The sequence below is a fragment of the Mycobacterium sp. NGS54 genome, assembly GCF_059812465.1.
Genome location: NZ_JCALCS010000005.1, coordinates 329,904 through 343,837, shown reverse-complemented (window position 1 = coordinate 343,837; position 13,934 = coordinate 329,904). Strand labels below are relative to the sequence as shown.

The window sequence follows — 13,934 nt, the reverse complement described above, 5'->3', positions numbered from 1 at the left end:
GATGCCTCACGACGCCAGCCGATAGTCCGCAAAACCCGTCACCGCCACGGCGCCGTCGGGCCGAGTCACGCTCATCTCGACGGTCACCCGATCGTGGTCATGATCGACGGCAGTGACGCGGCCGGTGCAGGTAAGCGTGTCGCCCGGCCACACCTGGCCCCTAAATCGCACGCCGTAGCGTTGCAGCTGCCACGGGCCCAGCCAATCGGTCACGAACGTGGCCAGCAGCGCGGCGGTCAACATGCCCTGCCCAAAGGCCGACGGGTAGCCCGCCGATCGCGCGAGATCGTCGTCGTAATGCATCGGGTTGAAGTCGCCGGAAGCACCGGCGTAACGCACGAACATGTCCTTGGACAACGGGCCGAACACCCGCGGCGGAGCCTCGTCACCGACCGCGAGCCGCGCCAAAACCGCAGCATCTGTCGTCATGTTTTGGCCTCGCGTTCGATGTAGGTCGCCTTAGCCTCCGCCGCCAACGTGCCGTCGGGGCGCCGGAACTCCGTAACGACGACGGCGAAACGCATGGCACCGCCACGTTTTCCGGGCTTATCGAACCGATCGGCCACCCGTTCGCGCACCGTCAGCACATCACCAGCTCGCGGCAGCGCGCCGTGAAACGTGTACTCCTGCTCACCGTGCAACAGCCGCTTGCGGTTGAACCCGACGGCCACCCGCGCCCCCGGCGGCGCCCAGCGCGCCGCGCTGATCAAGAACGTCGGCGCTATCACCGCATCGGGTCCGCGATAGGCCGGATGCTCGGATTGCATGGCGGTCGCAAACTCGATCAGCTTGCCCCGCTCCACGACCATCTCCCACGCCTCGCTCACCGTTCCGACAGGCGCCTGTTCTTCGGCGTCATCAGCGTCGTCCATAGTAGTCAATACTGTCAGAAACCGAAGGAGTGTCAAGCAGGTATCAGCAGTACAGCTAGTTGTGGTAACAGTACAAGGATGCCAGAATCGGGTCGACCAAGCGGGTGATGGTCATTGCCGACTCGGCAGCCAACAGCATCCGCAGGAGGGATCGCAGGGTGCACACACAAGCCGCCGTTCTCAGCGAACGCGGGAAGCCATGGACGGTCGAAACGATCGAACTGGATCCGCCGAAGCCGCCCGAGGTACTCGTCGAGATCCACGCCTCGGGAATCTGCCACTCCGATGAGCATCTGGTCACTGGAGACATGCCGCTGCGGCTGCCCTGCATCGGAGGTCACGAGGGCGCAGGTGTCGTGCGCGAGGTCGGCGAACACGTGACATGGCTGCAGCCGGGTGACCATGTCGTCTTCAGCTTCGTCCCGTCATGCGGCCGCTGCCACTCATGTTCGACCGGTCATCAGAGCCTGTGCGACCTGGGAGCCCGGATGTATCTAGGGACCCAGCTGCACGACAACACCGCCCGCCATCACCTCGGCGACGTCAACCTCGCACTGGCATGCAGTGTCGGGTCGTTCGCACACCACACGGTGGTGAACGAGGCCAGCTGCGTCAAGGTCGGGTCCCACGTCCCACTGACCAGGGCATGCCTGCTGGGATGCGGCTTCGTCACGGGGTGGGGCTCGGCGGTATACGCGGCCGACGTCCGCCCAGGCGACACTGTGGCGGTCGCCGGCTTCGGGGGCATCGGCGCAGCCGCCGTTCAGGGCGCCAAGCTCGCTGGTGCCCGCGCGATCGTCGTGATCGACCCCTCGGAAACCAAGTGCCACACCGCCTTGACGATGGGCGCCACCCACACCACCCGCAACTGGGATGACGCTACATCGGTGGTAGCAGAAGCGACCTGGGACCGCGGAGTCGACCGATTCATCTGCGCGATGGGAGTCGGTGACGGCGAGTTAGTGGGCAAGGCGCTAACCATGACCGCCAAACGTGGCCGCGTGGTGATCACCAACATTCACCCGATGCTCGACCGGTCGATCACAGCCAACTTCATGGATCTCACACTGACCGAAAAACAGCTCGTCGGAACGCTGTACGGCTCGGGCAACCCACGCGCCGACATTCCCAAGATTCTCGAGCTCGCCTCGCAAGGCCACGTCGATCTAGATTCCATGGTCACCCGCGAATACCCACTCGACGCGATCAACGAGGCATTCGAGCACCTTCGGTCGGGCGCCAACGTGCGTGGCGTACTGGTGTTTCCAGCGGCCAGGGAGGATCAGCGATGAACGCAATTGTGAATGATTCCGCCAACGGCGTCCTGACGATCACCCTCAACCGGCCCGAGGCGGCCAACGCGCTCCGCCCACAAGACCGCGATCAACTGATCGCTCTGCTGCACAACGCCGATGCCGACGAGCTCATCCGGGTCGTCGTGCTGCGCGCCGCCGGCAAACACTTCTGCTCCGGCGCCGACGTCGCCGCGCTCGCCAAACGACGCGACGCCTCGCCCAAACGCGTGCTCGATCCGATGCGCAGGATCATGACGGGAGCCCAGCGCCTGGTCGGCAGCGTGCTGGACTGCCAGAAGCCAGTCATCGCGGCGGTGCAGGGCGCGGCGAGCGGCCTCGGTGCCCACCTCGCGTACGCCTCAGATCTCGTAATCGCCACAGAGCACGCATACTTCGCCGAGTCGTTCGTCAAACGCGGTCTCGTCGTTGACGGCGGCGGGTGCTACTTGCTTCCCCGCCGCATCGGGATGCAGAAGGCCAAAGAACTGGCCTTCTTCGGCGAGCGCCTGTCGGCCCCAGACGCCCTGGCCCTCGGACTGGTCAACCGCGTGGTACCCGAGTCCGAATTCGACTCGACGGTGAGCGACTTTGCCTCGCGCTGCGCCACGGGGCCCACCAGCGCGATCGCGTTGACCAAGCGCCTACTGAACGACTCCCCCGACTGCGACCGCGCCGGCGCGTTCGCCGCGGAAGCGATGGCGCAAGAAATCCAGTCGCACGCACACGATTCCACCGAAGGCGTGCGCGCCTTCGTCGAGCGGCGCCCGACGCAGTTCACCGGGTGGTGACCCGATGGCGCGCAACGACATTCCGGTGATCGACAGCACCAGCCGTCCCTATTGGGACGGCGCGCGACGCGGTGAACTCCTCATCGCCGGCTGCCGGGCCTGCTCGTCGGTGCATCACTACCCGCGGCCTCTGTGCCCGCGCTGTTGGAGTGCCGACCTGACCCCTACACCCGCAAGCGGTAAGGGCACGATCTACACCTATTCGACGATCCACCTCAACGACATGGCGCCGTTTCGCGACTGGGTGCCCTACGTCGCAGCCATCGTCGAACTCGCCGAGGGCCCCCGCCTGATGACCCTGATCGAAGGCGTCGACCCCGGCGCCGTGTCCATCGGCATGGCGGTGACCGCCGGCTTTCGGCCTGTCGACGCCGCCGACGACCAATCGCCATACCTGACGATCTTCACCCCCGACACCACTGATGAGGAGCACAAATGAGCCGCCTGCTCGATGGACTGGTCGCGCTGGTCACCGGGGCCGGCCACGGCATAGGCCGCGGCCATGCGCTCGAGCTTGCCAAGCATGGGGCCACGGTGATCGTCAACGACCTGGGAACCACCCTGGACGGGACAGGCTCCGGCAAGATCGCCGACGAGGTCGTCGCCATCATCACAAACCGCGGCGGAACGGCGTTCCCCGATTTCACCGACGTCGGTGACGAGAACGCGGTCGAACAGTCGGTGAGCCGAATATATGAGCGCCACGGCCGACTCGACGTCGTGGTGAATAACGCCGGAATCGTTCGGGACAAAGCGATTTGGAATATGTCGGCAGAGGACTTCGACCTGGTAATGCGCGTACACGTGCGGGGCAGCTGGCTGTTGAGCCGGGCGGTGGCACGCCGCTGGCGAACCGAAGCCAAAAACAACGCCGGCCCGGTGTACGGCCGCATCATCAACACCACTTCGGGCGCTGGCCTGCACGGCAACTTCGGACAGACCAATTACAGCGCCGCGAAGTCGGCCATCGTCGGGCTGACCCAGACACTAAGCCTGGAACTGGCCTCGATCGGCGCCACCGCCAACGTGATCAGCCCGGGTGGACGCACGCGGATGTCGGCATCCATGCCCGGTGCGGCACCGGCCATCGAGCCCGACGAACACGGTGAGGACCAATTCGACCCCAAGGATCCCTCCCTGGGCTCACCCGTGGTGGCCTGGCTGGCCAGCCCACAAGCAGGGCACGTCAGCGGGCAGGTGGTCCGCGCTATGGGCGAGAATCTTCAGCTGTTAAAGGGGTGGCATCCGGTCGCCGCGGCCTCCAACGGCGGAACGCGTTGGGACGCCAACAAACTGGGTTCCATCTTCGCTACCGAAATCTTCGGCACGCGCAATGCCGGCCTGCGTCTGGGCGGCTGACCCACACCCGACCGCACAAATCACGCCCACCGCCGCTACGTCACCACTGCGCTGAGCGTGCTGTGATCACGACCAAAGGCAACTCCCGGCCCGATTTCGCCGCACTGTCCCGATACCGGTGCAAGTGCGGGTGGCTCGGTCCGATCCGGTCAAACAGCACCTCGCGCTCTTCACCTTCGCTGACCCGGGCCAGCGCGGGCACTCGACGCCGGCGCAGGTCGACCCAGCAGCGCGAGTCCGCGCGGATGTTACCCACCCAGTGCGGGTCCTTCGCCGCGCCGGCATTGGATCCGCACACGACCACACGATCGTCAACAGCCCAAAACGGCAGCGTCACCGTACGCAGCACCCCAGTGCGCGCGCCGATCGTCGTCAACAGAAGCGAATGCTGATAGCGCAGGGCCCCTTTCCGGAATGAAAGCCACCACAGGCGCGCATCCGGTCAGCCGCATCACGTCGCAGTCTCGCCCCACCGCCCACATCAGCAAGCCACGGCTCATCCCCTCCCACACCACCTCGTGTCCCTTCCGTTCAGCAATTCATCCCGACTCCGCCTCGAGCCGCCGGCGCAGTGCAGCACGATCAGGCTTCAACATCGCCGTCAGCGGCAGTTCGTCGACGATGACGAGCTCATCGGGAGCCTTGTAGTCGGCCAGTCGGTCCGACACCCAGCGGCGAACATCCAAAAGCGATGGCGGTTCGCCCGCCGGCACGACGAAGGCCACACCGATCTCGCCGATAACAGGGGCCGGCCGCGACACCACCGCGACGCGCGCGACGCCAGGATGCCGGGCCAACACCCGTTCGACCTCCAACGGGTGCACGTTGAAGCCACCGCGAATGTACATATCGCCGCTCCTGCCCAGCAGGCGCAAACAGCCGTCCTCTCCGATCTCGCCGACATCCCCGGTCCGCAACCAGCCGTCCCGTACGGTCTCGGCCGTCAAGTCAGGTTGGCGCCAATATTCACGCATCACGCACGGACCGCTGACCTCCACCAACCCGTCGTTAATCCGAACCGCCATCCCCGGGGCCGGTCGGCCCACCGTCGTGCACAACAGATCGGGCGGATCGTCGGGATCGGTGCCGCTGATCGTCGGACATTCCGTCATCGCGTACCGCACCACGAGCGGAACCCCAATCCGCTCGCCGACCCGCCGGACGAGCTCGGGTGAAGCCGGAGCACTGGCAACCACTCCAATTCGCAGATGGCCCAACGACTCTCGGCTAACATCGCTATCTAAAAGCTTCTCCCACTGGGTGGGCACGGCGCCGGCGACCGTGATCCGCTCGTCGGTCAGCCGAGCCACCATCGACTGCACCGACCACGGCGTATCCGGGATGACCAGAGTCGAACCCCACACGAGCTGATCCCACAACTTGAACATGTAGCCCGCATGCGAGAACGGTGTCGAGGTAAGCCGCCGGTCAAAAGGCTCGCTCATCACCCCCGATGCCAAGGCCCCGGCCGCGAGATTGTCACCGTCAAAGATCGCACCCTTAGGCTGCCCAGTCGTCCCGCTCGAGAAAATAAGTGCCACAGGATCACTGCGCGTAGTCACAGCCGGCGTCACCACCGCGCCGACAGCCGACGCCAGTTCGGCACGGCGCAACGTTGGGCAGCCCGCGAGCTCGGCCTTGACCGTCACCTCGTCGACCACCACCAACGCCGGGTCCGCCCGTGCGAGAATCCCGATGACTTCGTAGGGGCCCAGCCGCGGATTGATACCGGCGGTGATCGCGCCGAGCAGCGCGGCGGCGCCATAACACACCGCGTAGTCGATACCGGACGGCAGCAACAACGCGACAACCTCACCGACACCCACCCCGCGACTGCGCATCTGCGCTGCCACCGTCTGGGACCGCCGGTACCACTCCGCGAAGCCGATCCGCTCACCGCGATCGACATAGGCGATCCGATCGCCATAAACTCGCGCGGCGGCCGCAAACAACTCACCGGTACCGGCGAATTCGTCGGGATTCAGGGGCGAAACGGCCATCAGGCTAGGGTGCTCCACGACCAAGGATCATCGTGCCGCTAGAGCAAAACCAGCCGCCGGTGGCGCTCACGCAGGCCAACGTCGCGCCCGGAACTTGGCGCGGACCACAGTCTCCGCGCAACTGCCGGGCCGCCTCCGCCAGCAAAAAGAGCCCGCGTTGGCCAGGGTGACAGGCCGACAATCCGCCACCGTCCGGGTTCGTCGGCAAGGCGCCACCGAGCCGCAACGCACCGGACTCGACGAACGGACCCCCCTCGCCCTTCGCGCAGAACCCGAGATCCTCCACCGTGAGCAGAGCCATGTAGGTGAAGGCGTCGTAGATCGCGGCCACGTCAATATCGTCTGGACGCACCCCGGCGCGTTGAAACGCCAACGGGCCGCTCACCGCGGCGGGCCCCACAGTCAGGTCATCCCACTGCGAGGTCAGCATGTGCGACGTCGTCTCCGCCGAGCCCAGTATCCACACCGGATCGCGCGGCAGGTCCCTGGCCCGGTCCGCACCAACCAAGACCACCGCCGCCGCGCCGTCGCTGCGGATACAGCAGTGCAGTTTGGTGAACGGATCGGCAATCATCGGACCGCCCAGCACGTCGTCGATCGTGATCGGATCCCGGTAGAAAGCCTCCGGATTGAGCGCGGCGTTCATCCGCGCGGACACCGCGACCTCCGCAAGTTGCTCGATGGTGGTGCCGTACTGGTGCATATGCCGGCGAGCGGCCATCGCGTACTTCGAGATCAGCGTGTGCCCATAGGGCGCCTCCCACTGCATCGGGCCGCGGGCGCCCCACGCGATTCCGGCCCCACGCAACCCGCGGCGCAGATCCGAACGGGCAGTTGACCCGTAGGTGAGCAGCACGACGTCGACGTGACCGGCGGCGATCGCATCGGCAGCATGCGATGCCATCACCTCCCAGGCCGCACCGCCCACCGACGTCGAATCCAGCCACGTCGGTCGCAACCCCAGATAGTCAGCCACCTCAACGGGAGCCAACATTCCCTGCCCAGTGGAGGCCAGCCCGTCAACGTCAGCAGCAGTTAGCCCCGCATCGTCCAGCGCGCGCCGACTCGCATGCGCGATCAAGTCATAGGGGCTGCGGTCACCGGCGGTACCCAGTTCCGACAGTGCCACCCCGGCAATGGCAACAGCGCGGCTCACCGCCACACCTCCGCAGAGCCAGTGGGCGCCTCACGCACCTCTTCGTAAGTATCAACAAGCCGCTCCGCACCGCGCGCCAACAACGTGACGTCGGCGCCCACAAGCACAAAGCTCGCCCCCCCGGCAAGATATCGGCGGGCAAGAACTTCGTTAAATGCGTTGACACCTGCAGGTTTTCCGGCCGCCGCGATGATCGCGAGGGCACGTTCCACGGCGGCCACCACCTCGGGATGCTCGGGGTCGCCCAGGTGGCCCAGTGCCGCCGCCAGATCGGCCGGGCCGATGAATACCGCATCCACACCCTCGACGGCAACGATCTGCGGAAGCGCAGCAAGGCCACGGTCGGACTCGACCTGGACCGTCACCGAGACATCACGATCCGCCGTGCCCAGGTAGTCAACCCGACGGTTCCACCGCGATGCCCGCGCCAACGCACTGCCTACGCCTCGAATGCCCACCGGCGGATAACGAGTCGCAGCCACCGCGGCCACAGCCTGTTCGGCGGAATCGATCATCGGCAACATCAGATTGCACGCTCCGATGTCCAGCAGCTGTTTGATCACGACCGGATCAGCAATGGGCGGCCGAACCACCACCTCGGTATCCGGATACCCGGCGGCGGCCTGCAATTGAGCGAGCGTACTGCGCAAATCGTTGGGGGCGTGTTCCTGATCGAGCAACACCCAGTCCACCCCCGAGCCCACGCAGATCTCGGTGACATACGGGCTGCCCGACGCCACCCACATGCCGATCTGTCGGGTCCCGCTACGCATACGCTGCGTCCACTGATTGTTCATCGTTACAGCTCCGCGAACGTGATCGACACCGTTCCCAGCTCCCCGAAGTCAGCGACAAATTCGTCACCAGGGTCGGCAAAAATGGCCGCGGTGAACGACCCTGATAGCACGACATCACCCCCAGAAAGCGAGATTCCGTATCCGGCAATGCGATTGGCCAACCACGCGACCGCGTGAGCCGGGTTGTCCAACACCGCCGCCGATACCCCGGACTCTTCGATGACACCGTTGCGCAACAGCAGCGCCGGCACCCACCGCAAGTCCAGCTCCGCAGGACGCACCGCCTGAGAACCCAGGACCAATCCCGCATTGGCGGCGTTATCGGCTATCGTATCGACGATCGTGCGCCGGTGCCCGGTCTCGCGGTCGGTCATATCCACCCGGGCATCAAGGATCTCCATAGCCGGCACGACGTGGTCGGTGGCCGCCACTACATCAGCCGCCGTAACGTCGGGACCACGCAGTGCGTGGCCCAGTACGAAGGCCAGTTCGACCTCGATTCGTGGGCGGATAAATCTGCCCAGCGGCACCCGCCCCCCGTCGGCGAAGAACATGTCATCAAAGAGCGCGCCGAAGTCAGGCTCATCAATCGACACCGCCCGCTGCATGGTCTTAGAGGTCAGACCTACCTTGCGGCCCTTAATGACTCGACCATCAGCAACCTTGAGTTCCACCAGTGCCCGCTGCACTGCGTAGGCGTCCTCCACCGTCATCTCGGGAAACCGCAGCGACAGCTGAGAAATCGTGCGGCGTTCGTGCTCAGCACGGTGCAATTCCGCAGCGAGGACGTCGATATCGGCGGGCGACGGCCGAGTCATCGGCCTACGAGGAACGCGACAGCCGCGGCGTTGAACATGTCCGGATCCTCAAAGTGTGGCCAATGACGCACCTCGGGCATCTCCAAAACCCTGGCATCGGGGATCAGTGCCGCGATCGAAGTAGCGGTTTCCTGATACACACCGTGGTCGCGCCCCGAGGCAACCACCGTGACCGGCGAGCTGATCGATCGCCAATCCGCCTCCGCAATCAGATTACGGTCTCGTGCCTCCGGATCCTGCAGGATCAGCAGATGATCGATGCTGGCCCGGGTGTCCTCACGTTGGTAGATCGCCTGCCGCAGCCCGATGAGATCAGGCAGCCGGTTGCGTTCATCGGCAATCAGATGGGCGAACACCGCGTGCAGCGACTCCCACGTGGGCTCGTTGACCGCCTTGGTCCGCTCGGCGCGAATACGGGCCATATTGGTCGCCGACGCCTCCTTGCCGGCCGGCGACATCAGGATCAGCCGGTCAGCCCGCTCCGGATGGCGAACCGCGATAGCCGCGGCCACCCAGGCCCCGAGCGACATCGCCACCAGGTGCGCCCGCTCGATGCCGAGCGCGTCCATCACCGCAAGCACATGTTCGACGTAGACCGGGATCTCGTAGTCGAAATCCGGCTTGTCGGTGAACCCGTTACCGACCATGTCCAGCGCGATGCAATGAAAGTGCACAGACAGCTCGCCGAGATTGGGCGCGAAGGTTTCCCAATGACCACCAGTGCCGTGCAGGAGCACTAGGTGCGGCATCGCCGGATCGCCGGCTTCGGCCACCCGAGTGCGCACCGCCTGCCCGTTGACAGGCACCGTCAGATAGCGCTGAGAAAACGACAATTGCTTGAGGTACATCCAGATGCTGCGGTAGGCCTCTTCGGGCGCGGCGGGTCCAACCGTGGCGGGTTGTGTCACTGGGACGGGCTCCCTCATCTATACGTTTCTGACACTAGTGTCACTACTCAATCACCAAACATTGGTACCGATAGTCTGCATGTCCAGGCGGGTGAAGCGCAACGACGCCCCCAACTCACCCAGCGTTGATTCTGACAGTGCTATGCGGTAATACTGGGGTGACCCTGATCCAGACGAGTCGAAAGAAGCGGTATCGATGAGCGGCGACAAGGATGCGCGGGCAGACGTCCCGCATCCAGCGTCCGTTCGCCGCAAACCACTAGCCGACGTGGTCAATGAGTTCGCCGGGGTGCGCCTGTGGCTGGATTCCAACGGCAACGGTGACCGGCTGGCGATCGAAGATCTCGACAGCGGGGATCTGGTGTTCTTATGCCCTTTGGAGTTGGCCAGCATGACGCGGTCCACCGAAAGCGATCGCGAGCGGTGGCTGCACGTGGGCACCTACCGCGCAGAACGCAAATACAGCGGGGGCTGATGGTCACCGACGTCGACATTGCGGGCCTGGGCATGACGCCGATGTCCTTGCGACCCGGCGCGACTCCGGGCCGCCTGGCATGCGACGCAATCGTCGCCGCGCTGCGCGACGCGAGCATCGGCCATGCCGACGTCGACGGCCTTCTGGTGGCCTCCTCCCAGGGCGTGCGACCCGAGCGGGTGGGGGTCGGGCTGGCTGCCACCGCGGGACTTGTCGACCTGCGATTGCTCGAGCACCTCGAGATCAAGGGCGCCACCACCCTAGCCATGCTGCAGCGAGCCCACTACGCGATCAGCTCCGGTGAGGCGCACACCGTCGTCTGCGTATTCGCCGACGCCCCGATCGTGACAGGACGCGGTTCCGGTTCGACCTACGCCCACAGCGGTGGCCACAGGGGCACCCGAGGCCTGGAGCGGGCCTCGGGACTGCTTGGCTCGGTGCCGACCTACGCGCTGCTGGCCCAGCGCTGGTTCCACGTCATGGGTGGGTCTGCGATGGATTTGTGCGCGGTCGCCGTCACAGCACGCCGCTGGGCAGCCGACAATCCCGACGCCGTGGATCACAGTCCCCTGGATGCTGACAGTTATCACGCCGCCCCGATGATCGCCGAGCCGCTGCGCCGCCCGGATTGCGCCCGCCCAGTCAACGGTGCCGTCGCCGTGGTAGTGACTGGTGACACGACCTTGGGCCACAATAGGATTCGACTGCGCGGATTCGGCCGGTCGCACCCCGTGCGGCGCAGGCGCGCCGGGGCGGAGTCATGGTTCGGCGGTGGACGGAGCGCCGTGGACACCGCATTGGCGCAGGCCGGCATGGCCAGGTCGGACATCGACGTCGTCGAACTCTACGACCCGTTCTCGATCGTGACACTCATCCTGCTCGCCGAATACGGGTTGACCAACGACGCGCCCGTCGGCGCATTCGTCCAAGAAGGGCGCATCGCACCCGGCGGCGATCGGCCGGTCAACACCGGCGGAGGCCAGCTGGCCGGTTTCTACCTTCAGGGCATGACACCGCTCGCCGAAGCCATCCTGCAGCTGCGCGGACTCGGTGGAGCACGCCAGGTTTCGCATGCGTCCACCGCACTGGTCAGCGGGCTTGGCGGGCGAATGGACCACCACGCGGCCGTGGTCCTGGAGCGTGCCGCATGAGCATTTCGAACCCACCCGCGAACCCGACAACCGCGCACTGCGCAGCCGACTGGTTACTTGCAGAATCACTAGCACCCCACGTGCAAGGCGATCCCCTGCAACCGTTGTACGACTTCGCCGCGCGCGGGGTACTGGCAATGCCTTTTTGTGCGCACTGCGACCTGGCGCTCGAGCTCGAACAACAGCGGTGCGACGGCTGCGGCGCACTTGAAATGCTTTGGCGCCAAGTCGAACCCGTCGGGGAGGTCCACGCCGCCACCATGATGCATCGCCGCGAACGCGGGCTAGTCGTTGCCGAGCAGCCCTATCCGATCGTTGACGTGGAACTTGTCAGCAGTCACCGCATCGTCGTCACAACAGTGACGCCATGCCCCGCTGCTCCCCCGATCGGAGCCAGGGTCTTCCTCGGCTTCAGACGCCTAGGAGCGGCCACCATCCCGGCCATCGAGTACAGCAAAGGATCGTCGTGACCACAGTCGAGAAACCGAAGCAGCCCACACCCCCGCCCCATGACGACATCGCCGACATCGCCGACATCGTGCGACCAGACCGAGTGCACGGATCGGTCTATACCTCGCCGGCCGTCTTCCAGCGCGAAATGGACACCATCTTCCGCAAGGGCTGGGTTTACGTCGCCCACGACAGCGAAGTCAGCGAATCCGGTGACTACCTCACGCGGATGATCGGCACCGACCCGGTGATCGTCGTGCGCGGCCGCGACGGCGTGGTCCGAGTGCTGCTCAACCGCTGCAGCCACAGAGCCAACCGGCTATGCAACGCAGACAAGGGGAACGCCAACGCGTTTCGCTGCCCGTACCACGGCTGGACTTTCAAGAACACCGGCGAGCTCAGCGGCGTCCCCATGCGCGAGGCCTACGGCGATGCTTTCGAACAGGTACGTGGCGAGCTCGGCCTGGCCCTCGCCCCCCGGGTGGACAGCTACGGCGGATTCATCTTCGCATCGTTGAGCCCGGAGGGACCGACATTGGCCGAGCACCTGGGCAACGCCACGCACGCCATCGACAGGTTGCTGAACCTGTCCCCCACCCGCAGCATCGATCTGCGGGCCAACTGGATGAAGCATCTCCACCACGCCAACTGGAAGATGGTGGTGGAAAACAACGTTGACGGCTACCACGCCTTGTTCACCCACGCATCGGTGTACGACGCGATTCGCCCCGCCAAGGTGTCGCACGTACCGACCAAAGTCGACGTCGTCGTCCGCGACATGGGCAACGGGCATTCGGAGATCGACTATTCCGACGAATACCGCAAACTGGACGAGGAATTCGTCTGGTACGGGCGCATTCCCCGAGCCAAGCTGGCCGGCTATGTCGATGCCCTCGAGCGCGCCTACGGACCCGACCAGACCCACGACGCCCTCGTGGTGGGACCCCCGCACACGCTCATTTGGCCCAACCTCTTCCTCGCCGAGATGAACGTCATGTTCGTCGAACCGCAGGCCGTCAACCGCACCGTGGCCTACACCACCGCAGTGCTCATACCGGGCCATGACGACCTCAACCAGCGCACCATGCGCCGCGCCGAGGGCGCCATGGGCCCGGCCGGGTTCCTGATCGCCGACGACGGCGAGATCGGGATGCGCAACCAGGCCGGGCTGGCCGCCACGACGCCGGAGTGGCTGGTGCTGTCCCGAGGGATGACCACCGACGTCGTCGACGAGACGGGAACGGTCAACTCGGACAAGAGCGCTGAGACGCCGCAGCGGGGCTTCTACGCGCGCTGGGCGCAGGTCGTCAGCGGAGCAGCCTCATGAGCACGAACGCCGACACCGCTACCGGCGATCGCCCCGCCGCGATCGCGGCCGCGATGCGCGCCGTACCCGATTCCGACATCCTGTCGTTCCTCTACCTGGAATCAAGACTGGCCGACGAAGGCCGGTACTCGGAATGGGAGTCGCTGTGGGCCGACGACGCCGAGTACCGAGTACCGATGAATCCCGACGACGATCCGCGCACATCGTTGGCCTACATCAACGACAACCGGCGGCGCATCAAAAGCCGCGTCGCGCAGTTGAACACCGGAAACCGGCACTCGCAGGTGCCACCGTCACATCTGCGCCGGCTGCTGTCCAACTCCGAGGTTGTCGGCACGACCGCTGACACCGTAACCGTGGAGTCGAACTTCGCGTTGTTCGAATACCGTGTGCGACAGCGCGTCTGGGCCGGCCGGGTGGTACATACCGTCAGGCGCGCCGACGCCGATGGCGAGCTGTGGCTGGTCCGCAAGATCGTTCACCTCATCGACGCGAGCGGGCCCGTCGACACGCTCGCTTTCCTGATCTAGGGGAAACG

General features: G+C 65.5%; 17 protein-coding genes. 9 read left to right on the top strand and 8 right to left on the bottom strand.

Annotated features, from left to right (window positions below; translation table 11 throughout):
* Positions 1 to 6: 6 nt before the first annotated feature.
* Entirely contained in the window at positions 7 to 429 is a 423-nt protein-coding gene (locus AC5Y5E_RS17565; protein ID WP_083169335.1) for a MaoC/PaaZ C-terminal domain-containing protein, read from the bottom strand.
* Entirely contained in the window at positions 426 to 872 is a 447-nt protein-coding gene (locus AC5Y5E_RS17560; RefSeq protein WP_499904056.1) for an FAS1-like dehydratase domain-containing protein, read from the bottom strand. Before AC5Y5E_RS17560 ends, AC5Y5E_RS17565 begins: the two co-directional genes overlap by 4 nt.
* Positions 873 to 1,030: 158 nt before the next feature.
* On the opposite strand from AC5Y5E_RS17560, the gene AC5Y5E_RS17555 reads away from it, so the two are divergent.
* From AC5Y5E_RS17555 to AC5Y5E_RS17540, 4 genes are read left to right on the top strand one after another with little or no spacing between them, the layout of a single operon-like run.
* Positions 1,031 to 2,164 carry a Zn-dependent alcohol dehydrogenase gene (locus AC5Y5E_RS17555; protein ID WP_083169339.1) on the top strand — a complete coding sequence of 378 codons (1,134 nt, stop codon included), beginning with the start codon at positions 1,031 to 1,033 and terminating at the stop codon, positions 2,162 to 2,164.
* On the top strand, positions 2,161 to 2,955 hold the full coding sequence (locus AC5Y5E_RS17550) for an enoyl-CoA hydratase/isomerase family protein (RefSeq protein WP_083169341.1): 795 nt from the start codon (positions 2,161 to 2,163) through the stop codon (positions 2,953 to 2,955). Before AC5Y5E_RS17555 ends, AC5Y5E_RS17550 begins: the two co-directional genes overlap by 4 nt.
* A gap of 4 nt (positions 2,956 to 2,959) precedes the next feature.
* The gene (locus AC5Y5E_RS17545; protein ID WP_083169343.1) at positions 2,960 to 3,394 is read left to right on the top strand and encodes a Zn-ribbon domain-containing OB-fold protein; all 435 of its coding nucleotides are present in this window, start codon (positions 2,960 to 2,962) and stop codon (positions 3,392 to 3,394) included.
* Positions 3,391 to 4,314: an SDR family NAD(P)-dependent oxidoreductase gene (locus tag AC5Y5E_RS17540; RefSeq protein WP_499904055.1), complete on the top strand. Its 924-nt coding sequence runs from the start codon at positions 3,391 to 3,393 to the stop codon at positions 4,312 to 4,314. The genes AC5Y5E_RS17545 and AC5Y5E_RS17540 overlap by 4 nt, the downstream gene beginning before the upstream one ends.
* Before the next feature lie 40 nt (positions 4,315 to 4,354).
* Here the strand turns inward: AC5Y5E_RS17540 and AC5Y5E_RS17535 are convergent, their stop codons facing one another.
* From AC5Y5E_RS17535 to AC5Y5E_RS17510, 6 genes are all read right to left on the bottom strand, one after another.
* On the bottom strand, positions 4,355 to 4,714 hold the full coding sequence (locus AC5Y5E_RS17535; RefSeq protein WP_499904268.1) for a nitroreductase/quinone reductase family protein: 360 nt from the start codon (positions 4,712 to 4,714) through the stop codon (positions 4,355 to 4,357).
* Positions 4,715 to 4,853: 139 nt separating this feature from the next.
* Entirely contained in the window at positions 4,854 to 6,314 is a 1,461-nt protein-coding gene (locus tag AC5Y5E_RS17530; RefSeq protein ID WP_083169349.1) for a class I adenylate-forming enzyme family protein, read from the bottom strand.
* A gap of 4 nt (positions 6,315 to 6,318) precedes the next feature.
* A complete protein-coding gene (locus AC5Y5E_RS17525) occupies positions 6,319 to 7,470 on the bottom strand; it encodes an acetyl-CoA acetyltransferase (protein ID WP_083169636.1) in 1,152 nt (383 codons plus the stop codon).
* Positions 7,467 to 8,267: an aldolase/citrate lyase family protein gene (locus tag AC5Y5E_RS17520; protein ID WP_499904054.1), complete on the bottom strand. Its 801-nt coding sequence runs from the start codon at positions 8,265 to 8,267 to the stop codon at positions 7,467 to 7,469. Before AC5Y5E_RS17520 ends, AC5Y5E_RS17525 begins: the two co-directional genes overlap by 4 nt.
* A gap of 2 nt (positions 8,268 to 8,269) precedes the next feature.
* Entirely contained in the window at positions 8,270 to 9,085 is an 816-nt protein-coding gene (gene hpaH, locus AC5Y5E_RS17515) for a 2-oxo-hept-4-ene-1,7-dioate hydratase (RefSeq protein ID WP_083169353.1), read from the bottom strand.
* Complete coding sequence (locus AC5Y5E_RS17510; protein ID WP_232078538.1) at positions 9,082 to 9,933, bottom strand: alpha/beta fold hydrolase; 852 nt, start codon at positions 9,931 to 9,933, stop codon at positions 9,082 to 9,084. Before AC5Y5E_RS17510 ends, hpaH begins: the two co-directional genes overlap by 4 nt.
* Positions 9,934 to 10,189: 256 nt before the next feature.
* Between AC5Y5E_RS17510 and AC5Y5E_RS17505 the strand changes: the two genes are divergently transcribed.
* From AC5Y5E_RS17505 to AC5Y5E_RS17485, 5 genes are read left to right on the top strand one after another with little or no spacing between them, the layout of a single operon-like run.
* The gene (locus AC5Y5E_RS17505; protein ID WP_083169357.1) at positions 10,190 to 10,468 is read left to right on the top strand and encodes a hypothetical protein; all 279 of its coding nucleotides are present in this window, start codon (positions 10,190 to 10,192) and stop codon (positions 10,466 to 10,468) included.
* On the top strand, positions 10,468 to 11,619 hold the full coding sequence (locus AC5Y5E_RS17500; protein WP_083169359.1) for a thiolase family protein: 1,152 nt from the start codon (positions 10,468 to 10,470) through the stop codon (positions 11,617 to 11,619). The genes AC5Y5E_RS17505 and AC5Y5E_RS17500 overlap by 1 nt, the downstream gene beginning before the upstream one ends.
* Entirely contained in the window at positions 11,616 to 12,089 is a 474-nt protein-coding gene (locus tag AC5Y5E_RS17495; RefSeq protein WP_083169361.1) for an OB-fold domain-containing protein, read from the top strand. The genes AC5Y5E_RS17500 and AC5Y5E_RS17495 overlap by 4 nt, the downstream gene beginning before the upstream one ends.
* The gene (locus AC5Y5E_RS17490; RefSeq protein ID WP_499904053.1) at positions 12,086 to 13,396 is read left to right on the top strand and encodes an aromatic ring-hydroxylating oxygenase subunit alpha; all 1,311 of its coding nucleotides are present in this window, start codon (positions 12,086 to 12,088) and stop codon (positions 13,394 to 13,396) included. The genes AC5Y5E_RS17495 and AC5Y5E_RS17490 overlap by 4 nt, the downstream gene beginning before the upstream one ends.
* A 53-nt stretch (positions 13,397 to 13,449) precedes the next feature.
* Positions 13,450 to 13,926 (top strand): aromatic-ring-hydroxylating dioxygenase subunit beta, encoded by a 477-nt coding sequence (locus AC5Y5E_RS17485; RefSeq protein WP_372510066.1) that lies wholly within the window; start codon positions 13,450 to 13,452, stop codon positions 13,924 to 13,926.
* Positions 13,927 to 13,934 lie beyond the last annotated feature (8 nt).